Raw genomic sequence first — 23,329 nt, forward strand, 5'->3', positions numbered from 1 at the left:
GCTTTCGGGTCTTCAGCACTTATAATTTATCCGATTTTCTCTTCTTCTTCCCGCATCATAATTTCTTCATTATCGAGCCGTTCTTGTTTGTCTCTAAGTCTGTGGGCGAGGCGGCTGGATGCGTTTGCTGCGATACTGGCTACGAGGTCATCTAAAAAGGTATGAACCTTTCCATTCGCAATTTTGGTATCAAGCTTTTGTATGATGCCCATCTTAAATTTATCTAAGTGACCAAATGTCGTTACCGCAATGCTACCATAGCCAAATACCGCTCCGAGTGCAATCGTTTCATCAACACCAAATAATCCTTCGTCCATTTCAACGATGCTTTGCAAGGGCTCGGATAACATTTTTTTCTCGGCTAATATATCCAATTCAACACCTACTAAAATAGCATGCTGAATTTCTCGTTTTGTTAAAACTGCATCTACACTTTCGATGCAATCTTGTATCGTTAGACCAGGTGAAAACGGAATTTGCATTTCATAAACGATTTCAGCAATTTCCGGAATAGTGACGCCTCTTTCAATCAGCAATTTTCTTGCTGCTGCTTCAACTTCCCGACTGTGCACTCTCTTTTTCAACAGACTTCACCTCTTCTATTTCTTTCAATGTAAAGCTTAATCTTATTGATATTTTCATTATATCATTGTGTGATACAATAATACGAGTTGAATGAAACCGCTTTTTTTATAATTTATTAACTTGAAACAAGGAGGTCTTTTCGTGGCCATTTTAAAAGGATCCATTACAGACGATAAAGTTTATAGTAAATACTTAGATGAAACAATAGATCTTTTAATTTACCTCCCTTCCCGATTTACACCGCTTTTAAAATATCCTATTCTAATCGCTCAGGATGGCAGAGATTATTTTCAGTTAGGAAAACTCGCAAAAACAGCCGATCGCCTTATGGAAGAACGCGAGATTCAAGATTGTATTATCATTGGGATTATTCATAAAGGAATTGAAGATCGAAAAGCTAAATATGATCCGACAGGTGAAAAGCACGAAAATTATATACGTTTCATGGCCAGTGAATTAACGGCTTATTTAAATGACAAGTTTAATACGCTTCAGCTTGGTGCAGGATTGGGATTGATTGGGGATTCTCTAGGTGGTTATGTGGCATTAAAACTAAGTCTCCTATATCCGCATACATTTGGTAAATGTATTCTTCAATCCCCGTATGTCCCTGAAGAACTCATTCAAACTGTTCAGGCTATTGAGCAAATGCAGACGCTGACGATTTATCATTCAATTGGTGATGAAGAACATAGTTTTACAAACCCCGAAGGAATCACACGTGATTTTCTGGACCCGAATCGCCGAATGAATAAATTGTTAAATAATCTTGCGCTTGATTATGAATACCAAGAGTTTCAAGGAAATCATCTTTGGGTAAACTGGCAAAAGGATTTGATACCCGCATTAAGGTTTCTTTACAACGATCACTAAAAGTGGGAAATAGAAAGAATATTTGGTATACTATTTCAAAAGATGAGGGAGGAAGAATCATGAAATACGGCATAGCTATTTTTCCATCAAAAAATTTACAAGATAAAGTTAATTCATACCGAAAAAGGTACGATCCCCATTATGCCCTTATCGCACCGCATATTACGTTAAAAGAGCCTTTTGAAGCTACAGAAGATGAACTTCAAAATCAAATTGATTTTATTTCTACTATCGCAAAAGATACACAGCCATTTTCTATCAACATAAATAAGGTGGGATCATTCCATCCTGTTAATAATGTAATATACTTAAAAATTAATGATTCAGAGAAATTAAAATCATTGCACGATCAACTGTATACCGGTCCTCTTGACCACCAGCAGCCATACAATTTTGTTCCTCATTTAACGCTGGGTCAAAAGCTTTCTGATGAGGAGCATTCAGATGTGCTGGAGAGACTGCGAATGATTGATATTGAACATGAAGAAACGATTGACCGATTCCAGTTACTCTACCAATTAGAAAATGGTTCCTGGACCGTTTATGAAACATTTCGTTTTGGAAAGGGTGTAAAATAAGTTTGATTAAGAAGTACTCAACTGAGGACCTAGGCTATAAAGATGCTTTACACGTAAGAAGAAACGTGTTCGTTCATGAGCAGCAAATTGATGAAAGTGAAGAAATCGATGGTTTTGAAGGTTCTTCTCTGCATTTTGTATTATATGATGAAGAAAAGCCTGTTGGTGCAAGCAGACTTCGCCAAGTGAATAACGATGGTAAGGTTGAACGAGTTTGCATTCTATCTTCTCACCGCAAGAAAGGGCTAGGTGAAAAATTGATGACAGCAATGGAACAAACTGCTATTGATCAATCATATTCCAGCCTTATATTATATGCGCAAATTCAAGCTGAAGACTTTTACAAAAAACTCGGATATGAAACTACATCAACAAAACCTTTCTTAGATGCTAATATTCCACATGTAGCTATGAAAAAAGTATTGAAATCGCCTTAATGGCGAAATCAATACTTTTTTTAGTTTACAAATGATCGAACTCGTCAAAACTGATAAAGAAAACTTGACTGGCGGCAAGCCTTAAAAGTACTAAATACATTCACTTTGAGGAGACATGGTTGGAATGGACTTTCACGTTGGCCAGTTAACTGTTGAGTTAACAGTAGGCTTTATTTCACTTTTTGTACTGACGAAGGTTTTGGGAAAAACACAAATTTCACAAATTACACCTTTTGATTTTATTTCATCTATCTTTTTGGGTGAATTGGTCGGAAATGCGATGTATGATGATGAAATTTCTATATTTATGATTCTTTATGCCATTTTTATTTGGGGAACTCTCGTATACGTTGTTGAGATCATCTCACAAAAATTCAAAAAAACTAGAAAGTTTCTAGAAGGTGCTCCTTCTATTGTAATTCGCAAAGGAATGATTGATAGAGAACAACTAAAAAAGAATAAGCTGGATATAAATCAGCTTCAAAATTTGGTAAGGCAAAAAGGATACTTTGGTCTTAGAGAAGTTGAATATGCCATTTTAGAATCGAATGGAACACTTAGCATCTTACCTAAATTTCAATACGGTGCTCCAACTCGAGAAGACATGCGGTTATTTAGTCAACATCAGCCTGAACTGCCTATTACCCTTATTCTAGACGGAGAACTTAATCGAGATAACTTATCAACAGCACAAATTACTGAAGAAAAACTGATAGAGATGCTCCATGACCAAGGTTATAAAACTTACTCTGAAATCGTATATGCTGAAATGTCAGAAGGAAAGTTGCTTATTATGCCGATGACTGACCCAAAAAGATAACAGGCCGCCCTTCATGAATTTTATAGACTGCTCTTTTCTCATGTATGAACTGGATAAGATATGCCGTAATCGCAGTGCGGAATAAAGAATATACGCCTAAGTTATCAGGCTGTATTTCTTGTTTATTTAACATCTCTGCTACTAGATCTTCTATAGATAAACCACGATCTCTCTTTGCTAAGATTATATTAAAAAGTTGACTCTCAATTTTAGACTGAGTGTCTAAGTTAGCTAAAATTGCATCTTTGTAACTTTCAGAATAAGAACCGTGCCCTGGTACCATTCCCTCAACATTTAATTGAAGCAAATATTCCAAAGTCATTCTATTATCCCTTGAATCGACTATAAAAGGAATTTTATGTTTTACAAGGGCTTCAAATCCCAAAAAAGAGTCTGCAGCATAACAAATATTATTATAAATGATTCCGAACTGATTATAGCTATGCCCTGGGAGATGAATAAATTCAACATTAAGAGTGGATTGATTCCACTTTCCTTTTTCGCACACTTCATCTATCCTTATTGGTTGAGCTTCTAAGAACTTGTTTCTCATCTCTTTTAGTGGTGTATTCCCATGAAATAAATAGATAGGTTCTAATAGTGGATATTTCATAATCGCTTCTTCTAATAAAGGTGCGATCGTATGGACATCAAAATGTTTTTGAATATAATGGGCGCCCCCGAAATGATCAGCATGTGCATGTGTTATAAATAAATGTGTGAGGGGTAATTCATTTTCTGCAAGAACCCTCATAACTTTCTTGGCAGCAGCAGCTTCTAGCCCAGCATCGATCAGCATCCCGGATTTTTTTTCTTCATTCGTAATATAACCGATATTAACAGCACTATTAAAGTAGAAACAGTTCTCTTTTATTTTGATAAATTCCATCATGAACACTCCCGTATATCATACAATGCATGTATTTTTATCAGGTCATCTGTTCAAAAAAAAGAAACCCTATTAGATGGTTTCGTTAATCGTTAATCCTTTTCCTTCAATACGGCTCAAAACTTGCTGGAAACTTAATTTTTTATGGTTCTGGCTGCTTTTATGGTGCTCAGAAAATTTATTTTTGATATCATTTTGAATAGGCGTAACGCTAGAAACAACCGGGATTCCTTGTCCCATTTTTTCCATTCGATTTGCATATTGCATGCTTTGAATAGGTAAATACGGTAATATGTAACCCATCTTGTCTCTCTCCCTCTAATTAATTTATAGTTTTTGTTCTATAATTTTGTATTCCCATAATAAAGAAAGAGTACTCCTCTATTTAGAGCACTCTCCTGCAAAACATGAAAATCTTACTCCCAAGGGTCGTAATAACTGCTGGAACTAGAACTGGAACTAGAAGAAGATCCAAGCTTGCTTGATGATATTTCTAGTTTTTTATGACTTGATGATGAAGACACATGCTTACTTGAGCTGCTCGAACTTGAGGACTCACACTTGCAAAAGTTGCTGGAACTGCTCGAACTTGAGGATTCGTATTTATGAATTTTCTTTTTTTTCTTCTTCTTTTTCTTTTTGTTCTTCTTTTTCTTTTCAAAGAAAAAATAGTCTCCCATGTTTCAACCTCCTCGCATAGTACATTTTATGCATGTCTATCGAGTTGGTTATAGGCCGTCGCACTAAAAATTGATAGAGATATGGTTAACTGCTTTTGCTCGGAAGTTTTGTTTATGATAATAAACAAATGCCTCAACTGTGATATTTTCATCGATTTTACTTTTTATAGGAATTTGGAAGTCATCTAACGATATACGATCCCCGCTATTTAATTTTGTTTCGCGGAGCGGACAAATCCAGATTTCTCCTCTTTCTCTTGCTTTTTCTGCCCATTCATTATCATCCATGTATATCCAGATTGATTGTGAAATTTCTTCCTGTGTTGGTGAAGCTATTAATGATATGATCTTTCCTTTTAAAGCTAGTGCTTCAGCAGGCTCGAAACGAAAACAAATATACGGATTATCTAATGGTTTTGTACCTGTATTTTCAATATAAAAAGATCCTCTGACAAAACCGGTTCTTTCTTGCGTAAAAATAACCGAATAGTCAAAAAAGCTCATACTGTTGAATTCTTCTTTCTGACGCGGTTCTGAATCTGTTTTTCCTGGTTCTTCCTCTTCAAATACAGGCTCTGATGTACGGTTAATATTTATCCGTTTCTCCATACTTTTTATACGCTGTTGATACAAGTCGATCTGCTGATCTTTATCATTTAATTCTTCTTGAATACTGATTAATAAATCTTCATAACTCTTTATTCTTTTTTCAAGTTCATGCTCCTCTAATTTTTGCACCTTACGTGTCAGGTTTTTCATCTCTGCTCTTAAAGCAACAAGTTCTTTTTCCTGTTCTTCAATGATTTGAAGAGAATCACTCGTGTTTATTTCTTTCTCCAGTCGTTCAATGGTCTCTTCTGCAAAGACTAGCTTCTTCTCAAGATCAAGCGCTTTTTCCTTGTAATATTCCACCCGTGATATGAGCCGTTCATAGCTTAATTTATCTTTTGTACCCATTCAACTTTCCCCCTTGCAAAAATAGGCTCTTTTTTTATTGTATGTATGCCCCATCTAATCGTTCACTCTTTTTTCTTAAACTAAAAAAAGACCAGCTGGCTTTTCCTAACCAGCGGTCCTTTTTTCTGTCTTTTGTTTAATGGTGTTGTAAATAATTCTCAACAACAATTTGACCTTCGTCAGCAGTAACTGTTCCTGTTGAGAATTCTTTTTCACCTTCAGAATTGATGAGCTCTGCTTCAAAAAGATTTCCATCTGTTGTTTGTACAAGAGCTAAATTAAAATCAAATTGTTCTCCAGTTGTATCAACATTGCCTGTTCCAGAGATCGTTAGCTTTAAGCCCCCACGATACTCTTCACAGCTTAAAGTATCTTGAGAAAATTCTGTAGCAATAAAGTTAAATGCTCTTTGGTCGTCTGAAGTGTCATCGAAACTTAAACGGAATGTACTGTTTGCAAGTTGATCATTCGGGCTAATATCAACCAAAATTGCTACACTTCCGGTTTCTGTTGCTCCTTCTGACTTGCTAGTTAATCCGCTTGATTCTCCTGTAGCTCTAATCATGTATCCTGGCCTGGGATATATGTCTGGGCATCTTTTTGGGAACGATACCGTTGGACATAATTCACCTTCACTTTCGGGTACGATTTCGGGTGCGACTAAATCATTTTCACGAGGAGAACAGAATTTAGCAAGTACTTCTAGTCTTACTTCTGCTTCAACTTGGATATCGACACAGAAAGTAATATCCACTTCCAAACCAGTTGGTGCCGGGCTGTTTAACAGGACAGTACCAGATGGTATGCGGGAAAAGATTTTAGAAATGCGAGCATAAAGTTCTGTTCCGTCTGGGTAACAAAGCACAAATGATTCAAATACAGAAGCATTTACTAATAATTCCGTTACGAGATCACCGTTTCTGTCTACAATTTGGATAAGAGAATCTGCTGTAAACAGTAGTTCAACAAGCTGTGCTTCTGCACGCCCTCCGTTTAGCATTACAGTTACGTCTCTTTTATCTCCAACTTGTTCGCATAGGTAATGTTCATTCGTATCTTCATTCGTTTCAGTGACTGGTGTTGTTTTTGGAACTTTTGCAACGATCCTTAACGGGCGCAGAGAAGGATCTTCAAGAACTTTTTCTATTGCAGAAATCTGTTCAGATGTAAAAGAAACTGTTTTTCTTACATTAAGGGTATCCGTCACCCAGTCGTAAACTTTCTGCACACGGATACACTCATCCTGCAACTGATTATAATTGTTTCCCATTGTTTCCCTTCCTTTCCTCATCATGATCTCAAGATTCCATACATACTATGGGAATAGAGTAGGTTATGACACAAGAACGAAAGCCTATTTTTATAGTGAAAAGCGTATAAGGAGGAACAACCATGAAATCTGTTTCGTATAACAATCAGCGAGTCGATGATATTACTTCATCTGAATATGAGGCACTTTGTCTATTGCTGCCTTACTGGGGGATGCAGCTCTTTGAAAATAAAGAAGAAATTTCAGGTGCTTTATCCACTTTTATGTTAGGAATTCATGGTCTATCTCAACAAAAAGTAAAAGAGCTTTCACAACTTTTACAGCATACCGGTATAACACTAACAACAGATCATGATGAAAAATGCAGCCAGCGATTTTTTGTAGATTTTCATGAAAATCATCCAATGCCTTTAGCTGTAAAAACACCAGACAGGCAGCTTTATTATTTAAATCCAGCAACAAGAATCCAATTTCCAGTTCAGTCTGCTATCCATAAAGGAATTACCTTAAAAAGAAAAGACGGTCCGCTTTTTTTAGCCGTTCAGCCTGCATTTGAAAAGCAAATCGCAGAGTGGATCAGTTATATCGTCATTCAAAGTTTTTTGCGGTTTTCATTTGAATCTCTAACATCTATTTCTGAAACTACTTTTATATCTTGTGTTGAAAAAGTATTGTATCAGGTAAATGATAGTTTTGCCGCTAATCAGCTACCCGATGATTTTAAGACTCCAAAGAAAGTTAATCCAAAAAAAATCAAAGAAGTAATGCCTGAAAAATCAATTCCAGTACCAGAATTTGTTCCATCAAAAGAATTTACTAATAAAATGCAGCAAACTCCTGATCTAGTTAAACCATCAGGACAAAAAGTATCTGTTCCACAAATCAGACCATTCTCTGCAAATGGTTCTTTAATTACTAGCAGCTCGCCAAAACCATTTTCTTCTGATATGCTGCATTATCAGATTTCAGAACCGATAAAGCCTTTTAACTCAACGACTGCTAAAAAAAATACCATACAGCCTTTTCATTCGAGAAACACTTTGGATGCAAATCCTAAGTCCATCATCCGTCCATTTCAATCAAAACAAAACACCCCGTCATCGAATCAAGAATATAATAAAAACACATCGAACATATTCAGAAAGAGGAGAGATGGAAAGTGAATAAGGATGATCTTCAGAAGCTTTACTCTGAAATCAAAGCTAATAAAACAAATGCATCAGGAAATAATACTCTTTTTAAACCTAAAGAAAAAAAAGGCTGCAGTTCTTGTGGCAAAGTAACTTGGAAACCAAATAAATTGAACTGAAAAAGTGCTGTTGCTAATGCAACGGCACTTTAATTTATTAACTTGCGGGGTTACTATCCCCATGAAATTTGAGATGAGTCCAATTTTTGTAAGGTGTAAAATCTGTGATTTACCCGAAAGATCACATCCCTCCATCTCCCACTTTGTAGAAGTCACTTCAGATGCAGGATTTACAGATATGCATACCTGCAGTTTCTTTTGAAAAAGGATATCGCAGTTATTAAAATGGTTTTTCTCATGCCAACCATTCTTTTAATTCTTGAAGCTGTTTTTTATAAGAAGGAACTTTGTATAGATAATCGAGTCTGGCGTTATATAGAGTGCGGTCTATTCGGAGTTCAGTATGAGGGATTATGTTTATATTATCTTTTTGAAATATTTGTTTGATTAAGGATAGTAATTCATGTCTTGAAACCGTTTCTGGTGCTGTTAAATGATACAAACCTGAAACTGGGTTTTCGATTGCATGGTGGATAAATTTCGCTAATTCTAACGTTGTTACACCATTCCACATCACATGAGTAAACCCTTTAATCGTTCCTTGTTGTTTCATAAACCATTGAAACAAACCAATTCCATCTTTTATTTCTGGACCAATTAAGGAAGTTCGAATTGTTAAGTGTTGTCCTGATTTAATTTCTCCGAGTACCTTTGTTTTAGCATACATGGTGATGCCGTCTGGAACTGATTCTTCGTTATAATTGCCTCCGTTTCCGCTAAACACACAATCTGTACTGATATGAATTAATTTCCCGCCGTATTCTGCAAGATGCTTTTTTAATTCATGCGGCAGTAGACTATTTACTAGGATCGCTTCTCTTTGATGGAATGCAGCATGTTCATTTAATAGTCCGATACAGTTAATGATGATATCAGGTTTATAATTTTGAATGACTTCTTTAATCTGATTAAGGTCGGTTGCATCCAGCTTAATTTGTCCTTCATCATCGTCTCTAGATGTCAAGTGCAGAGTATATGGTGTATTTTTTCTAAAATAGGAAGCTATCATATGACCCGCCATTCCATTAGCTCCTAAAATCATGATATTCAATTCGAGAAACCGCCTTCAACAAGCATTTGGTGAATTTCTTCATTTGTCATCAAATCATTCTCTGTACTATAGGTTTCATATTCTACTTTTTCATAATTTGCATAATGTTCATTTACACTTTTAATTTCAATTGTCGGCAAAATGACAAGGTACTCACTATTGAAATATACAGTTGTTGCACTCTCATATTCAGAGAAGAGAATTTCATTAAGCTTTTCACCGGGACGTTTCCACAGTTCAACCATTGTCATCCCTTTTTTATCTGAATAATCAATAACGGCCTGTGCTAAGTCTGTAATCTTGCAGGTTGGCATTTTCATAACGAATATTTCGTCGTCAACACTTTCATACTTAGCTTTAAACAATAAGCTGATAGCTTCTTCAAGTGTTAAAAAGAACCGAGTCATCTGGAAATCAGAAATACCTACTTGTCCTTTATCATTACGGGATAAAATAATGATCTTTTTTAAATTTTTGGGCAACAGCCGTTTGACAGGCTCATGTCCCCAGGAGCCTGTTCCACCCGTAATTAATATTTTTTTATTAAACAACAAAATTTAATTTCCTCCTAAAGTAAACTTTACAACCCTGTCAGAATCATTTAGATCGTCACGTCATATCCTTCAAGAATAGGTCATGTTTTTTTGTTCATTCGTCATTACTTTAAAATTCTTGAAAAATATATTATTTTTAAACGAATGTGTAAAATTTTGTCTTGTATGAATTAAAATATGTCTCATCTGCTAATTGATCTAAATTTTTTATAATTAAGCTTTGAATGACTATTTCTAGCCGTATACTAAGTATGGTTACAATCTTCAATGAAACTCTTCTTTCTTTGCTAAATAAAATCTTTATATACATTAAACTATGATTTATCATCCCATTAGGACTAGACCACTACCCGTGATTCCTTAAAAAGGGCGATAATTCTATATTCACAGCTTTGAATTATTTATATAAATTCATATATTATGGCATATAAAAACTAAAGTAGCTGTTTTTGCAAAACGAAGATTATAAATCAATCATTATAAACCTCTTGAGGTTATCAAGAGGTTTATATGATAGAAGGCGCATGAATGTATTTTTTCAATCCAATAAAACTTGCTGATTCTGAAGCAGTTTGAGGGTTAAGTCTAGTATCATTTTCTCTGACAACTCTGTAAATGTACCTTCTCTCATTAACGGTTTTCTATTGCATTTTTTGCAAGTACACTTAGCACATTTTTCACATCGTTTTGGTTTCCCTTCATTACACCGATTACATTTTTTATAACTCATAGAACTATGGGAATGGTCAAATAATGATGATCTTTGATTAATTCTCCCTGAATCCTTACACCATTTACATTTTCTTTCATGACAGCTGCGGCATTTTATTACTCTGCACTCTATTTCACATGGTACAGGTTCAGTAAAACGTATGCGATCAAGGGATTCATCGAACTCTGTGATATCCGCACGGATAATTTCACAGAATGGAAGCTCATTGAAGAATTGGGTACTTAATTGATGGAATTGAGACAGGTCAGTTCCTTCCAAACGATCTTTTTCTGGAAATCCAGCACCAAGGGGAGTGGAAGTAAAAAAACCAAATTCATCCTGCGAGTCGAAGAAGGGTCCAACAGGGGGTGTTCGAAAACTTTCAATTTGAACTACACAGTCAAAAGGTAACTCGACCGTTAACGAATTGATGGTCGATAGCACTTCTTTCTTGCAGTCTACTACAGGATTAGCCGCATATTGAATATTTTTGCGGACAAACCCGCTGAGAAAAAGGTTACCTGTTGCGGTGCTGCCCTTGGGTTGAACAAGACGACATTGAGTGATGAAAACTCGTTTTTTGATTTGTTTAATTTCGAGAACTTCTTCTCCTTTTGGAAATGCTATTTTAGCATGCATCGGTAATTGTACCGAAAATGCCTGTAAAACGACTGGAGTTTTAATAATAGTGCCATGAGCAGATACAATAAAAGGGTCTACAATGTTTGCTTTACAAAAATTTGTTGATACAGATCTAGGAAATGGGCTAACACTCATTTTTTTTTGCCTCCAATATTTTTTTTCCTCCGATTTTTTATTAGGTCACTTTTTTATTGTATGCAAAAATCCTTGGACTGTTTGGACGAATATCACTGTCTGGCTACTTGTTCCTTTTACGAATCAATGCGGCTTAAAGCCATTAAAAAAAGAGCCATAAAGGCTCTTTATTTTAAAGATTTTTAGCCGTTTGCAGGACCCAAAGAGTCAATACGGACTTGTTGCTTTTGCAATAGTTTTAGTGTAAGATCTACAATCATTTTTTCAGAAAGACGTGTGAACGTACCTTCGCCAACGATTTGTTGATCTCCAGTTCCTCCAGTTAAAGGTATGCGGTCTAAGGACTCATCGAATTCGATAATATCGGCTTGGATAAGTTCACAGAACGGAAGCTCGTTAAAGAACTGAGTGCTGACTTGATGGAATTGAGAAAGGTCAGAACCCTCTAAACGATCCTTTACAGCGAAATTCATATCATTTGGAAGGGGTTGAGAAACCAAAAAGCCGAAATCCGCTCTTTGATCAGTGAATGGTCCGACAGGGGCGTTTAGGAAACCATTGATTTCAGCTACACAACTCCAAGGAACTTCAACTGTCAATGAATTAATAGCGGATAGAATTTCCCCTTGAGCATCGACTGTAGGGTTAGCAGCATATTGAATATTTTTGCGTACAAAACCGGCTATAAAAAGCTTAGCACTAAAAGTGGAAGGGTCAGCAATTTCGGCTGCTGTTGGGGGACGGTTTACAAGACGGCATTGAGTAGTGAATACCTTTTTCCCAATTGTTTTAATCTCTAGTACTCGTTGACCAGCTGGAAAAGTAATTTCAGCATGTGCCGGAATTTGAACCGATACTTCCTGTAAGACTACAGGCACTTTAATGATTGGATCTGGACTTGCAGCAATTGGACGTGGCGTGACATTTGTTGCCTCACAATGATTAGTTGAGGTGGTACGTGGAAATGGTTGAACAGACATTTATTTTTTTCCTCCTTGATATTTTAGGAATAGGGAGCAAGTAAAACTCTCCCTTCTTTAATTAATGCTAAAAAGGGTATATTTGAAACGGCGGATTATCCAAGTCTATCGCCTTTTTTTAGCAGTATTTCGTTACCAGCCGCAACAGTTATCGCAGCTGTGGGAACAGCACCTTTCGTGTGTAATTTCACAACAACACATACAATGCTTTTTAACACAATGGCAGTCGCACATATCATCACAACGGTGCTTTTTATCCCAATGGCAGTCGCACATATCATCACATCGATGCTTTTTATCGCAATGACAGTCGCACATATCATCACAACGGTGTTTTTTATCACAATGGCAGTCTGGCCATTCATGGTGCTTTTTATGACAATGACAGTCTGGCCATTCATGGTGCTTTTTATGACGGTGACAATCTGGCCATTCCTTGTGTTTTTTATGACAGTGACAGTCTGGCCATTCACGGTGCTTTTTATGACAGTGACAGTCACAACAATCATTGTGCTTTTTATGACGGTGACAGTCACAACAATCATCTCTGCGTACCTTTTTAAAGAGACCTGATGTTTCCCATTTACTTTTATCGTTATGGCAATTATGCTTTTTTTTCAATTTTTTACTTAACAAATTAACGAACACCTCCCCAAGGGAAAAATAACCATACACTATAAGGAGTCTGACAACATCTTGTAATAAACATATTAATAATTTTTATGAGAGTATAATGCCGATTTTAGTCCTACTCTGACCATTATCAAACACCTTTAAAATCCTGTAATTCATATCGTTTATTCTTAATGAACAGTTTTCACATATGTTGTCCTACTCTTATTACAGTAGATGTTAGTTAGGATAGAAAGGTAACGGCAATAAGCTGATTTCTAATAAAAAGGCTTTCCTGGGGTGATAACCCTTGAATAAAAGTTAAAGTCAACTAGCACACTTTCGATTAATAGGTTAAGATAAGGTTCTCTAAAAATATCAAAGAAACATAAAATGATTTGCTCTTCATACAATTTGGTCACTTCTTTAGTATTTGCGTACCGTTTTTCCTCAATTTTAGGCTGATACTGATCATTAATATTAACAACCTACTTTTTAAAAGCATAATGATGAAAACAGAAAAAACCCCGAATGCCATGTGAGCATTCGGGGTTTAGTCTATAAATTTTTTATCGTGCGATGATGTTATATCCGCTGTCTACGTGGAGGATTTCCCCTGTTATACCGCGAGCCAAATCACTCATAAGGAATAATGCAGCATCTCCAACTTCTTCTTGCGTGTTTGCTTTACGAAGCGGCGATCTTTCTTCAATCTCTTTTAGTACTGAGTTGAAATCACCGATTCCTTTTGCAGCCAACGTTCGGATTGGACCTGCCGATATCGCGTTAACTCGGATGCCATCTTTCCCAACATCGTTAGCAAGATATTTAACACTCGCATCTAACGCGGCTTTTGCTACACCCATTACATTATAATTGGAAACAACTCTTTCTCCCCCAAGGTAAGTTAGAGTAATAATGCTTCCGCCTTCAGTCATTAATGGACGAGCTTCTTTAACGACTGCTGTTAATGAATAAGCAGAGATGTTGTGAGCTAATAAAAACCCATCACGTGTTGTATTCAAATATTCGCCTTTCAATTCTTCTGTATTTGCAAATGCGATACAGTGTGCAAGGCCATGAATAACGCCAACTTGTTCTTTAATGTCTGCAAAAGTTTTCTTGATTTCTTCATCATTTGTGATATCACAAGGCAATACTATTGAGTCATTGCTATCTAATGATTCAGCAAGATCACGTACGTTCTTCTCTAGTCTTTCACCTGCATATGTAAAAATTAAGCGGGCACCTGCATTTGATAGAGACTGAGCGATTCCCCAAGCAATACTGCGCTTATTCGCTACTCCCATTACGACAAAAGTTTTATCTTTTAATGATAATTGATACATATTAAAACGCCTCCTCAATATCTGTTCATCTTTTACATTTCATTAGTATTAGTAATTGTTATTAGTACCAAGTCCTAATTATTATAACAGATAGAGAGAAATAAATCACTAGTTAACCTTTACTAGTCTGAATATTTTTCACTTCAAACCCGCAAGAATAACAGCGAAATATCACATTTTGATTGGATTGAGCAATCAGCACTTCCTCATTTAAATTATGCTCTCTCTCACAATTAGGGCAATAAACAGTAGGAATCATTAAAATCCACCTTTCATTTGTATATATAATTAGCATGCTCAATTACAGCAAAAAAAATGGGGGACTGACCCCTTACAATTTATTTCCCTATCGATTTTTTGAATTTCATCAGGGTAGTTTACTCACTATTCTCTATGGTTTTATACAGTTCTCAATTTTAGTGACCTTTTATTGATATTTATTACCCAACAAAAAAAATGGAGACAAAAGGCTGCTTACAGCATCCTTTTGTCTCCTTCTTTCCTACTTATGACAAAGCTTCTTTCATTTGTTGAATTTGCTGCTTGCTTCCAGTCACGACCAGCTTATCTCCTACTAGGAGCTCAGTATCTCCATGAGGCATAATTGATTCTTTTCCACGATAGATTCTAACAATGATACTGTCCCCTAAGAACGGGAAGTTCCTTAGGGCTGTGCGATTATAGAAACTATTGATTATTCTAATTTCATTCAACTTGTTGTCTTGTGCAGTTAAGATGTCAACTACCGTCGGGTTTTCTATTAATGCTTTTAATAGAACTTGTGAAGAGAAATATACAGAATAAACCTCAATTCCTTCATTCTTTAACGAATCTCTTTTTTCTGTGTTTTCAATCCGCGCAATAATTCTCTCTACTCCTTCATCTTTTGCAAATAGAGCCAGTTCTTGGTTCGTTTCATCTTTCCCTGTAGCACAAATAAGAACATCAGCTGAAAGGACATCAGAATCTTTTAAAGTTTCAAGATCATAATTTTCAAGTTCCTGAATATTAAAACTTTCGAGTTGTTTTTGGTCTTTTTCATCTTGTTTTGTGTGATAAATTCTTAAATCGAATCGTGATTGGTCTAACTCCGCTGTTATCGGCAGCGTATATTGATTGGCCCCCACTATGACGAGCTGCTTTTTCTCTGCTTCCCCTTTTTTCTTCTTCGGGAACAGCTTTTTAAAGAAAATCGGCGTAATTATGGAACTAATGACAGCCGTTAAAATTAACGCAGAAGATGTTCTGCTGTCAATAACATTTATACGTTCACCTATTTTAGCCGCTGCGATTACGAGTGATAAAGTAGAAGTTAATAAAAATCCTGCAGCAGTGACCGTTTTCCAGTCATACCACTTTCTTAAAAACAAAATCGGTAAAAACTTCGAAATAAGAAGTCCTAAAAGTAATAACGGTATGAGTGCCAGCGCTTTAGAATCTGCGAAAATAGAACGGATATCCAGTTCTACCCCTACCATTACGAAAAAGATAGGAATTAAAAATCCATAGCCAAATGAATCAAGTTTGTGTACAAGATGCTTATTCGGTGACAATAAGGAAACGAGTACACCTGCTAAAAATGCTCCAAGAATATTTTCAGCTCCGACCGTTTCAGATAACCCGACTAAAACGATAATGAGCGTGAAAACTGCTCTTGTATCAAGTTGAATCGTTCCTTTTGACATCGTATCGATAAAGGATTGATGTCTTATTTTTTTTCCAATAAAGTAGAGAATTACTCCTGCTCCAAAAAGAATAAGAAGAAGCCACATTCTGCTGGAGTCTCCTGATTCGATAGAAACAAACAATGTTAGTAATATCATCGTTACGAGATCTGCTATTACAGCGACCAACAAAATGATTTGACCAATTGTTGTCCTTGAGAGCTTTTCTTCTTTTAAAGTTGGCACAACTACACCTAGCGAAATCGTAGAGATAATTAATGTCATAAAGAAGGTGCTTTGCGCAAATCCTCCCCAGACAAACAACATCGATAATCCATAAGAAAGAATGAAAATAAAAAGAAAAATTACAGAAGCGACAAATATCCGATTCGGCTCTTTCTTTTTCTCATTATTTTTCTTTTGTGAAGTTCCTCCGGCAAAGATGCTAAAATCAATTTCAAGCCCGCTTAAAAACATGAGGAAAATAAAGCCCAGCACTGATAAAATTTCTAGCCATGCGTCAGAATGAACAACATCAAAACCACTTTTTCCTAGAATAATTCCTGCAATAATTTCCGCTACAACTACAGGTATTACACGCAAACGTAACTTATTAAGCAGAATCGGTATGACAAATGCCGTTAAAATGACTAATACTAATGAAGTAAAAGATGCATGTTCTTCCATAAGCCCTCCGTATCTTCTAAAATCGATTTAATGGTTTACTATAGTAAGAAAGAAAAAGAAATGTCAAACGATTGAGTGTAAATTCATTTGCAAACGTCTCGATTTTAGGTAAGATAATACATGTTATTGTTTTACTTAAGGAGACGGTCCAATATGCAAAATAACCATAAATCACCATGGCAGCAAATCGATTACAATTTAGTATTTATTTTATTTCTGATGGTCATCACAAGCTGTATTGCAATCTATAGCGCTCAGATGATGGATCAGTACGGAAGCAACTTTGTTATTAAACAACTTGCTTGGTACTTTGTAGGTGGGATAGCTATTATCGGCGTAATGTTCTTGGACTTTGATCAGTTCAGAAAATTATCTTGGCATCTTTACGGACTTGGAATTCTGTTATTGATAGGTATCATCATTGCTCCAGAAAGTATCGTACCGAATATTAACGGTGCTCAAGCCTGGTACAGATTTGGACCTTTTGCACTTCAGCCATCAGAACTTGTTAAAGTGGCACTCGTAATCTCACTTGCCAATACGATTACTACTCATAATGAAAAGTATATTATAAGAACGATGCATGAAGACCTCTTACTGCTTGGTAAAATTGCACTGATTGCAGGGGTTCCAACATTGCTTGTTCTCATGCAGCCCGATCTCGGCACAACTTTAGTATTTATGGCCATTACGATAAGCCTTTTACTTGTGTCTGGAATCAGATGGAGAATAATCTTTGTTCTTATTCTTTCCTTTATTTTGTTCATCTCAATCTTAGTTTGGATTTATTTTACGTTTCCGCACTTTTTTGTTGAACATATCCTTGATCAATATCAATTAAACCGTTTTTACGCTTGGCTCGATCCATACGGGCACAAAGATGCCGGTTACCATACGCGTAACGCCTTGCTTGCTATCGGAAGCGGTATGTTATTCGGAAAAGGATTCACAGAAGGAACTGTTTATTTACCAGAAGCTCAAACAGATTTTATCTTTTCAATCATTGGTGAAGAATGGGGATTTTTAGGAACAAGCATCATTATTTCACTTTTCTTCTTAATGATATATCGAATGATTAACACAGCACTGGAGAGCAATGAACCATTCGGAAGTTACCTCTGTGCAGGTGTTATCGGGATGTTAACGTTCCAAGTATTCCAGAACATAGGAATGAACATTCAAGTTATGCCGATTACAGGGATACCGCTTCCCTTTATCAGCTACGGAGGAAGCTCCATACTGGCTTATATGATTGCGTTCGGTCTCGTTCTAAATGTCCGGTCACGGACTGTTAAATACATGTTTGAATAACACCTGCCTTAGCAGGTGTTTTTCTTTTGCTATTGAGTTATCCTAATGAGGAATGAGGTGATTAAAATGAAATACGATATCATCGGAGATATTCATGGCTGTTTTGATGAATATAAACTGCTTACAGAAAAATTGGGGTATGTATGGAACAATGGTTTACCTCGGCATAACGATGCTAGAAAGCTTGTCTTCTTAGGAGACTTAACAGACAGAGGTCCCGCTTCCATTCAAGTGATGGAACACGTTTATCGCCTTGTCCAAAATAATTTTGCACTTTATACACCTGGCAACCACTGCAACAAGCTTTACCGATATCTTTTGGGGAGAAAAGTTCAGGTCAGACATGGACTTGAAACTACAGTAGCTGAACTAGAAGAACTGAATTCTAATAAAAGAAAAGAAATTAATGAACACTTTTGCTTTCTCTATGAAAATGCTCCTCTTTATTTAGAATTGGATGGGGGAAAATTAGTAGTTGCACATGCCGGTATCCGAGCAGATTTTATAGGACAATCAGGCAATAAAGTAAAAACATTTGTACTCTATGGTGATATTACAGGTGAGACGAACCCAGATGGAACTCCTGTTCGGAGAGATTGGGCAAAAAAACATCAAGGTCCACAGACAATTGTTTATGGACATACTCCAGTAGAAAATGTTAGGCATGTTCAAAACACATGGAACATTGACACAGGATGCGTCTTTGGCGGTCAATTAAGCGCGTTAAGATATCCTGAGATGGAAACGGTGAGTGTTCCGTCCAGCATGCCATTCGTTACAGAGAAATTCCGTTCTTTTGATGATTAATAATAAAAGGAACTGTATTTATTTAACTACAGCTCCTTCCTTTATATTAAGACATTCGGATCATATCCGAACATAGCAAAATCTTTTCCGTAAATTTTTTTGACTAATCGCATTGTAACTGAATCATATTGTTTCTAAGTTAATTGCAGAACCAATGCCGCTCATTACGATCTGTCAGTTTGTTTAACAAGATTTCACCACCATTGATCTATTACTATTAAATGAATGAAGGCGCATTTTGAATGGATATTTAGCTAGTAAATTATTTTAATAACACATTCATGTCATCAGGAAGTGTTAAGCATAGTTGAATGGATTCGTTTGTAAAAGGATGGGTAAATGTCGTTTTTTCACTGTGCAAGGCTTGGCGCATGATTAATTTTTGACTTCCTCCATATAAGTCATCTCCTAGTAAGGGATGGCCTATGGATGCCATGTGTACTCTTATCTGATGAGTCCTTCCTGTTTCCAAAACGAGTCTAACTACTGAAAAATCAAATTCAGGGTCATAGTCTAACTTTTCATAGTGTGTAATGGATGGCTGTCCATCTTCTCTCACCATACGTTCAATAATGCTTTCAGGGTTTCTTCCGATTGGGCTATTCACTGTTCCCTTTTCGTTTACTACGTTTCCATGCACAAAAGCCACATATTCTCTCTTGATCGTCTTTGCTTTTTGCTGTTGCGACATAAGTGAATGTGCAAATCGATGTTTCGCAACCAAGACGATACCAGAAGTGTCTTTATCTAATCGATTCACTGCATGAAAAGTTGCTGGTATCTTATTTCTCTCATAATAATAAAGTACAGCTGCAGCAAGTGACCCTTTTGGCTGGTATAATGATGGAATCGTAGGCATGGCAGGAGGTTTGTTCAAAACAAGAAAATGGTCATCTTCAAAAACAATATCTAGGGGAATATCTTCTGCTTCCATTGAGTCGCTTTTTACTTCAGGAGGAAAGCAAACTGTAACAACATCCCCCGCTTTCAACAACTTTCTTACCGTTGAATCAGCATCATTCACAAAAAGAGCGCCGCCGTGAAACTTTATATCGGTCAGCGCAGCTTTTGATATTTGTTTTTGCTTTAAAAATTCACGTAACAAAATGGGAGCTTCAACATCAGAAACAGTCCATTTAATTGAAAAAAACTTCATCATTCTATGCCGCCAATGAAAGAATCTTTTACTCTTTTCCAAAATGGGAAAGGTCGGAATCGGGCGAATCGAATTTTTTCTTCTGCTACTCGGTATTGAATGGACTTTACTTTTTTCTGAACCAAAAATAAATGGTCAATCGTAATATGAAAATCAACATCGTTCACAGGTTTTAAAATACATGTGTGATGCTGCGGCAATACGAGCGGTGATCCAATCGTACGGAATACTCGATTGTTAATCGACGCCATCTCAGATAACTGAATTGAAGCAAGAGATGGATGAATGATCGCTCCCCCTAAAGCTTTATTATAAGCAGTACTTCCAGATGGAGTCGAAATACATAAACCATCACCACGGAATGTTTCAAATCGGTCTCCTTTTATCTCAACATCCATAACTAATGAACCTTCAACACTTTTTACCGTACATTCATTTACAGCTAAGTACCTTTTCTCATCAATGCCATCAATATATCTTACTGTTACTTCTAGCAATGGGTATTCCACAATTTGAAAAGGTGTTTTTGCAATATGTATGACAAGTTTCTCTACTTCTTCAGGCAGCCAGTCAGCAAAAAAACCAAGATGTCCTGTATGAACACCAACGAACGCGGTCTGATCAATTCGGTGGACATAGTGATGAAAGGCATGTAACAACGTTCCGTCACCACCAACTGTAATTACGATATCTGGTTCTTTTTCTTCATAGACCAATTCGAACTCTTCCAAATAAGACCTGATTTTTTCTGTAAGCGTGTTCGATTTGTTGTCTCCTTTTGATATGATGGCAAATTTCATTTCGTATCCACCCTTTATGAATCAAGATTCGTTTCACTGGATTGATCGTTTCGCTCTAAGAACACGAGCTGAGCATCTTGTATCTCGCCCCTGATCTGAGACATTTCTTCATCAAGACGGTTAGCGGCTTCAGCTGCTCGTTGAAGACGCTCTCGAATATCTTCAGGGATTTGTCCCTGATACTTATAATTAATGGAGTGCTCAATGGTTGCCCAGAAATTCATAGCCAGTGTACGGATCTGAATTTCAGCTAAAATTTTCTTCTCCCCCTCAAGTACTTGAACGGGGTATTCAATGACAACATGATAGGACCTGTAACCGCTTGGCTTTTTATGGGTGATATAATCACGTTCTTCCAATATGGTAAAGTCATTGCGCTGTCGAAGAAGATTAATCACTGTTTCAATATCGTCCGTAAACTGGCACATGATTCGTATACCAGCTAAGTCTTGCAGCTCACTCTCTAACCGGTCTTCAGTAATATTCTTCTGATACGCTTTGTTAATTATTGATTTTACCGGTTTCACTCTGCCTGTTACGAACTCAATCGGACAAGACTGACTTGATTTTTCAAATTGTTCCCGAATTCCCCGGAACTTAATTTTAAGTTCATCTACAGCTTGCTTGTATGGAACTAACAGAGTTTCCCAGTCCATATTCATCCGGCGTTCTCCTCTGTGCCAAATATTTTCATTACTTCATCTTCCATTTTCTGACCATAGTTTGCGTTACCTTTAATATTCTCAGTCAAATATTCCATTTCCTTGTTAAAGGATTTTAATTTCATCTTTTCACCAGAATCATTCTGGATCCATACGTCAGAGCTGTTATTAATTGCTTTTCTGACATCTTCCCAATGATTGTTATCAATTGCTATATAAATAAATCCTTCAGTGTTTTCTAAAACATAGATGAAAGATAGGCCATCTGAATCTACCAGCATTCTTTCACTATCATTCCATTCCATGATTCCTTTACTTTCTTTCAGTGGTACATTTAATACTAGTGTGTTGTTCTCCCATGCAGTTGACTGCACATTCAATCGTAGTGGCATCATCTTAAAAACCTCCTGTTTCTTCTCTAATAGTGTAACATAAAATGGACCCTAATTATGAAATTGAGAAGCTTGTTTGACTATGAGATAATGGTTTTACTTTCTTAAAACAACAGGAGGAAATGCGGTGGCACAAGAGATTGAGATCGAATTTAAAAATATCCTTACATATGATGAATTTTTGCGACTCCTGGATAAGTTTTCTGTTAAAAAGAGTGCATTTACAGAACAAACAAACTTTTATTTTGATACTCCGGACTTTCATTTGAAGGCTCATAAAAGTGCTCTGCGTATTCGACTAAAAAATAATTCGTATACGCTAACCCTCAAACAGCAATATGAAGAACATATTTTAGAAACACATCAAAAATTGAGTGAAGAAATATTCACAAGCCTAATTAAAGGTGGCAAGCTGCCAGCTGGAGAAGTTAATGCAGTCTTAGAAAACTTACATATTCCTCTTAATGAAATTCGGCACTTAGGCGAGTTAACCACACACCGGGCTGAAGTTTCATATGAAATGGGTCTGCTTGTTTTAGATAAAAATCATTATTTAGGTAAAATCGACTATGAACTTGAATACGAATCAACCGATTATAAAAGAGGGAAAGAAGTTTTCCTTGAACTCTTGCAAGCAAATAACATCCCAGCGCGGGCTACAGAAAGTAAAATTCATCGTTTTTTTCTGGAAAAACTCAATCGAGGTGGACTCTCTTGAACATTCAATCTTGGAAAGCCCTAATGGAAATCCAAGCTTTACAGCAAATTAATATAAATCCTGCCTCTTCGAATTCAGGAGAAAACAGTGAGAATTCTTTTTCGTCACTTTTACAAGAAGCTTATTCTAAGGCAGGTATGGCATCTGCTGAAAGTGGTTCACAAATGAACCCAAGCCCAATGCTTCAAATGTCAAGCCAAGTACCATTGCTAAACTCAAACTTGTTGGGTACATCATTTCCAGTCAGTAAAAATTCCTCTGAGAAAATGAGCATACCGTCTAAGAATCTTGATGATCTTATCACTCGTACCGCTTCTAAATTTGGTGTTGATCCACACTTGATTCGTTCGGTTATTAAACACGAATCTAACTTTAAAAGTACTGCCGTCAGTCATGCTGGTGCACAAGGTCTTATGCAGCTTATGCCAGCTACTGCTAAATTCCTCGGCGTTACAAATGCATTGGATCCCGTACAAAATGTTGAAGCTGGGACTAAATACTTAAAGATGATGCTTGAAAAGTATGATGGTAACGAACAACTAGCCCTTGCCGCTTATAACGCGGGACCTGGAAATGTGGATAAATATAACGGAATACCTCCTTTCAAAGAAACAATAGCTTACGTTAATAAAATCATGAATACGTATAGTTCCAACATCTAAACTCTCCTTTAGGAGGGTTTTTATTTGGGCTAAAAAT

At 36.5% G+C, this 23,329-nt stretch carries 27 protein-coding genes; 10 read left to right on the forward strand and 17 right to left on the reverse strand.

What is annotated here, in order from left to right:
* Positions 1-26: 26 nt before the first annotated feature.
* On the reverse strand, positions 27-584 hold the full coding sequence (locus RGB74_RS11645) for a phosphatidylglycerophosphatase A family protein (protein WP_310759470.1): 558 nt from the start codon (positions 582-584) through the stop codon (positions 27-29).
* Between the two features lie 142 nt (positions 585-726).
* Here RGB74_RS11645 and RGB74_RS11650 point away from each other — a divergent pair, with 142 nt between their 5' ends.
* The 4 genes from RGB74_RS11650 (at position 727) to RGB74_RS11665 (ending at position 3,293) form a co-directional block, all read left to right on the forward strand.
* Positions 727-1,458, forward strand: a complete 732-nt coding sequence (locus RGB74_RS11650) for an alpha/beta hydrolase (protein ID WP_310759471.1) — start codon at positions 727-729, stop codon at positions 1,456-1,458.
* Positions 1,459-1,517: 59 nt separating this feature from the next.
* Positions 1,518-2,036, forward strand: a complete 519-nt coding sequence (locus RGB74_RS11655) for a YjcG family protein (RefSeq protein ID WP_310759472.1) — start codon at positions 1,518-1,520, stop codon at positions 2,034-2,036.
* A 2-nt stretch (positions 2,037-2,038) separates the two neighbouring features.
* Positions 2,039-2,473: a GNAT family N-acetyltransferase gene (locus RGB74_RS11660; protein WP_310759473.1), complete on the forward strand. Its 435-nt coding sequence runs from the start codon at positions 2,039-2,041 to the stop codon at positions 2,471-2,473.
* Between the two features lie 124 nt (positions 2,474-2,597).
* Positions 2,598-3,293, forward strand: a complete 696-nt coding sequence (locus RGB74_RS11665; RefSeq protein WP_310759474.1) for a YetF domain-containing protein — start codon at positions 2,598-2,600, stop codon at positions 3,291-3,293.
* On the opposite strand, the gene RGB74_RS11670 is transcribed toward RGB74_RS11665, so the two are convergent.
* The 5 genes from RGB74_RS11670 to RGB74_RS11690 form a co-directional block, all read right to left on the reverse strand.
* On the reverse strand, positions 3,265-4,182 hold the full coding sequence (locus RGB74_RS11670; RefSeq protein ID WP_310759475.1) for an MBL fold metallo-hydrolase: 918 nt from the start codon (positions 4,180-4,182) through the stop codon (positions 3,265-3,267). The two genes, RGB74_RS11665 and RGB74_RS11670, sit on opposite strands and share 29 nt — an antisense overlap.
* 72 nt (positions 4,183-4,254) lie before the next feature.
* Entirely contained in the window at positions 4,255-4,485 is a 231-nt protein-coding gene (locus RGB74_RS11675; protein ID WP_310759476.1) for a hypothetical protein, read from the reverse strand.
* A 113-nt stretch (positions 4,486-4,598) separates the two neighbouring features.
* Entirely contained in the window at positions 4,599-4,862 is a 264-nt protein-coding gene (locus tag RGB74_RS11680; protein WP_310759477.1) for a hypothetical protein, read from the reverse strand.
* Positions 4,863-4,925: 63 nt separating this feature from the next.
* On the reverse strand, positions 4,926-5,819 hold the full coding sequence (locus RGB74_RS11685; protein WP_310759478.1) for a hypothetical protein: 894 nt from the start codon (positions 5,817-5,819) through the stop codon (positions 4,926-4,928).
* Between the two features lie 136 nt (positions 5,820-5,955).
* Positions 5,956-7,089, reverse strand: coding sequence for a BMQ_0737 family morphogenetic spore coat protein (locus RGB74_RS11690; protein WP_310759479.1), 1,134 nt, complete (start codon positions 7,087-7,089; stop codon positions 5,956-5,958).
* Positions 7,090-7,211: 122 nt separating this feature from the next.
* Here RGB74_RS11690 and RGB74_RS11695 point away from each other — a divergent pair, with 122 nt between their 5' ends.
* Positions 7,212-8,252 carry a hypothetical protein gene (locus RGB74_RS11695; protein WP_310759480.1) on the forward strand — a complete coding sequence of 347 codons (1,041 nt, stop codon included), beginning with the start codon at positions 7,212-7,214 and terminating at the stop codon, positions 8,250-8,252.
* A complete protein-coding gene (locus tag RGB74_RS11700) occupies positions 8,249-8,398 on the forward strand; it encodes a hypothetical protein (RefSeq protein ID WP_310759481.1) in 150 nt (49 codons plus the stop codon). The genes RGB74_RS11695 and RGB74_RS11700 overlap by 4 nt, the downstream gene beginning before the upstream one ends.
* 235 nt (positions 8,399-8,633) lie before the next feature.
* On the opposite strand, the gene RGB74_RS11705 is transcribed toward RGB74_RS11700, so the two are convergent.
* From RGB74_RS11705 to RGB74_RS11735, 7 genes are all read right to left on the reverse strand, one after another.
* The gene (locus RGB74_RS11705) at positions 8,634-9,440 is read right to left on the reverse strand and encodes a dTDP-4-dehydrorhamnose reductase family protein (protein WP_310762863.1); all 807 of its coding nucleotides are present in this window, start codon (positions 9,438-9,440) and stop codon (positions 8,634-8,636) included.
* A 5-nt stretch (positions 9,441-9,445) separates the two neighbouring features.
* Entirely contained in the window at positions 9,446-10,003 is a 558-nt protein-coding gene (locus tag RGB74_RS11710) for a polysaccharide biosynthesis protein (RefSeq protein WP_310759482.1), read from the reverse strand.
* A gap of 538 nt (positions 10,004-10,541) precedes the next feature.
* Entirely contained in the window at positions 10,542-11,492 is a 951-nt protein-coding gene (locus RGB74_RS11715; protein WP_310759483.1) for a CsxC family protein, read from the reverse strand.
* 182 nt (positions 11,493-11,674) lie between these two features.
* Entirely contained in the window at positions 11,675-12,472 is a 798-nt protein-coding gene (locus tag RGB74_RS11720) for a CsxC family protein (RefSeq protein WP_310759484.1), read from the reverse strand.
* A gap of 95 nt (positions 12,473-12,567) precedes the next feature.
* Positions 12,568-13,017 (reverse strand): hypothetical protein, encoded by a 450-nt coding sequence (locus RGB74_RS11725; RefSeq protein ID WP_310759485.1) that lies wholly within the window; start codon positions 13,015-13,017, stop codon positions 12,568-12,570.
* A gap of 636 nt (positions 13,018-13,653) precedes the next feature.
* On the reverse strand, positions 13,654-14,433 hold the full coding sequence (gene fabI, locus RGB74_RS11730; protein ID WP_310759486.1) for an enoyl-ACP reductase FabI: 780 nt from the start codon (positions 14,431-14,433) through the stop codon (positions 13,654-13,656).
* Positions 14,434-14,939: 506 nt separating this feature from the next.
* Positions 14,940-16,784, reverse strand: a complete 1,845-nt coding sequence (locus RGB74_RS11735) for a monovalent cation:proton antiporter family protein (protein WP_310759487.1) — start codon at positions 16,782-16,784, stop codon at positions 14,940-14,942.
* 153 nt (positions 16,785-16,937) lie between these two features.
* Between RGB74_RS11735 and RGB74_RS11740 the strand changes: the two genes are divergently transcribed.
* Together RGB74_RS11740 and prpE are read left to right on the forward strand one after the other, a co-directional pair.
* The gene (locus tag RGB74_RS11740) at positions 16,938-18,095 is read left to right on the forward strand and encodes an FtsW/RodA/SpoVE family cell cycle protein (RefSeq protein ID WP_310759488.1); all 1,158 of its coding nucleotides are present in this window, start codon (positions 16,938-16,940) and stop codon (positions 18,093-18,095) included.
* Between the two features lie 66 nt (positions 18,096-18,161).
* The gene (gene prpE, locus RGB74_RS11745) at positions 18,162-18,902 is read left to right on the forward strand and encodes a bis(5'-nucleosyl)-tetraphosphatase PrpE (protein WP_310759489.1); all 741 of its coding nucleotides are present in this window, start codon (positions 18,162-18,164) and stop codon (positions 18,900-18,902) included.
* 262 nt (positions 18,903-19,164) lie between these two features.
* Here the strand turns inward: prpE and RGB74_RS11750 are convergent, their stop codons facing one another.
* The 4 genes from RGB74_RS11750 to RGB74_RS11765 are packed head-to-tail and all read right to left on the reverse strand — an operon-like array spanning position 19,165 to position 21,915.
* A complete protein-coding gene (locus RGB74_RS11750; RefSeq protein WP_396136066.1) occupies positions 19,165-20,058 on the reverse strand; it encodes an RluA family pseudouridine synthase in 894 nt (297 codons plus the stop codon).
* Positions 20,058-20,858: an NAD kinase gene (locus tag RGB74_RS11755; protein ID WP_310759491.1), complete on the reverse strand. Its 801-nt coding sequence runs from the start codon at positions 20,856-20,858 to the stop codon at positions 20,058-20,060. Before RGB74_RS11755 ends, RGB74_RS11750 begins: the two co-directional genes overlap by 1 nt.
* Before the next feature lie 14 nt (positions 20,859-20,872).
* Positions 20,873-21,514 carry a GTP diphosphokinase gene (locus RGB74_RS11760; RefSeq protein ID WP_396136067.1) on the reverse strand — a complete coding sequence of 214 codons (642 nt, stop codon included), beginning with the start codon at positions 21,512-21,514 and terminating at the stop codon, positions 20,873-20,875.
* Positions 21,515-21,516: 2 nt separating this feature from the next.
* Entirely contained in the window at positions 21,517-21,915 is a 399-nt protein-coding gene (locus RGB74_RS11765; RefSeq protein ID WP_310759493.1) for a UPF0738 family protein, read from the reverse strand.
* Positions 21,916-22,039: 124 nt separating this feature from the next.
* Between RGB74_RS11765 and RGB74_RS11770 the strand changes: the two genes are divergently transcribed.
* Together RGB74_RS11770 and RGB74_RS11775 are read left to right on the forward strand one after the other, a co-directional pair.
* Positions 22,040-22,630, forward strand: a complete 591-nt coding sequence (locus tag RGB74_RS11770) for a CYTH domain-containing protein (protein ID WP_310759494.1) — start codon at positions 22,040-22,042, stop codon at positions 22,628-22,630.
* On the forward strand, positions 22,627-23,292 hold the full coding sequence (locus RGB74_RS11775) for a lytic transglycosylase domain-containing protein (protein WP_310759495.1): 666 nt from the start codon (positions 22,627-22,629) through the stop codon (positions 23,290-23,292). The genes RGB74_RS11770 and RGB74_RS11775 overlap by 4 nt, the downstream gene beginning before the upstream one ends.
* Positions 23,293-23,329 lie beyond the last annotated feature (37 nt).

Source organism: Bacillus sp. NEB1478 (assembly GCF_031582965.1).
Taxonomy (GTDB): domain Bacteria; phylum Bacillota; class Bacilli; order Bacillales; family Fictibacillaceae; genus Fictibacillus.

What these genes read in the sequence shown, in the direction of transcription:
- RGB74_RS11735 (WP_310759487.1), bottom strand. Translation starts at nt 16,784, where the DNA reads ATGGAAGAACATGCATCTTTTACTTCATTAGTATTAGTCATTTTAACG.
- prpE (WP_310759489.1), top strand. Translation starts at nt 18,162, where the DNA reads ATGAAATACGATATCATCGGAGATATTCATGGCTGTTTTGATGAATAT.
- RGB74_RS11695 (WP_310759480.1), top strand. Translation starts at nt 7,212, where the DNA reads ATGAAATCTGTTTCGTATAACAATCAGCGAGTCGATGATATTACTTCA.
- RGB74_RS11670 (WP_310759475.1), bottom strand. Translation starts at nt 4,182, where the DNA reads ATGGAATTTATCAAAATAAAAGAGAACTGTTTCTACTTTAATAGTGCT.
- RGB74_RS11720 (WP_310759484.1), bottom strand. Translation starts at nt 12,472, where the DNA reads ATGTCTGTTCAACCATTTCCACGTACCACCTCAACTAATCATTGTGAG.
- RGB74_RS11765 (WP_310759493.1), bottom strand. Translation starts at nt 21,915, where the DNA reads ATGATGCCACTACGATTGAATGTGCAGTCAACTGCATGGGAGAACAAC.
- RGB74_RS11665 (WP_310759474.1), top strand. Translation starts at nt 2,598, where the DNA reads ATGGACTTTCACGTTGGCCAGTTAACTGTTGAGTTAACAGTAGGCTTT.
- fabI (WP_310759486.1), bottom strand. Translation starts at nt 14,433, where the DNA reads ATGTATCAATTATCATTAAAAGATAAAACTTTTGTCGTAATGGGAGTA.
- RGB74_RS11680 (WP_310759477.1), bottom strand. Translation starts at nt 4,862, where the DNA reads ATGGGAGACTATTTTTTCTTTGAAAAGAAAAAGAAGAACAAAAAGAAA.
- RGB74_RS11715 (WP_310759483.1), bottom strand. Translation starts at nt 11,492, where the DNA reads ATGAGTGTTAGCCCATTTCCTAGATCTGTATCAACAAATTTTTGTAAA.
- RGB74_RS11685 (WP_310759478.1), bottom strand. Translation starts at nt 5,819, where the DNA reads ATGGGTACAAAAGATAAATTAAGCTATGAACGGCTCATATCACGGGTG.
- RGB74_RS11750 (WP_396136066.1), bottom strand. Translation starts at nt 20,058, where the DNA reads ATGAAGTTTTTTTCAATTAAATGGACTGTTTCTGATGTTGAAGCTCCC.
- RGB74_RS11675 (WP_310759476.1), bottom strand. Translation starts at nt 4,485, where the DNA reads ATGGGTTACATATTACCGTATTTACCTATTCAAAGCATGCAATATGCA.
- RGB74_RS11705 (WP_310762863.1), bottom strand. Translation starts at nt 9,440, where the DNA reads ATGATTTTAGGAGCTAATGGAATGGCGGGTCATATGATAGCTTCCTAT.
- RGB74_RS11690 (WP_310759479.1), bottom strand. Translation starts at nt 7,089, where the DNA reads ATGGGAAACAATTATAATCAGTTGCAGGATGAGTGTATCCGTGTGCAG.
- RGB74_RS11755 (WP_310759491.1), bottom strand. Translation starts at nt 20,858, where the DNA reads ATGAAATTTGCCATCATATCAAAAGGAGACAACAAATCGAACACGCTT.
- RGB74_RS11725 (WP_310759485.1), bottom strand. Translation starts at nt 13,017, where the DNA reads ATGATTGTTGTGACTGTCACCGTCATAAAAAGCACAATGATTGTTGTG.
- RGB74_RS11760 (WP_396136067.1), bottom strand. Translation starts at nt 21,514, where the DNA reads ATGGACTGGGAAACTCTGTTAGTTCCATACAAGCAAGCTGTAGATGAA.
- RGB74_RS11740 (WP_310759488.1), top strand. Translation starts at nt 16,938, where the DNA reads ATGCAAAATAACCATAAATCACCATGGCAGCAAATCGATTACAATTTA.
- RGB74_RS11655 (WP_310759472.1), top strand. Translation starts at nt 1,518, where the DNA reads ATGAAATACGGCATAGCTATTTTTCCATCAAAAAATTTACAAGATAAA.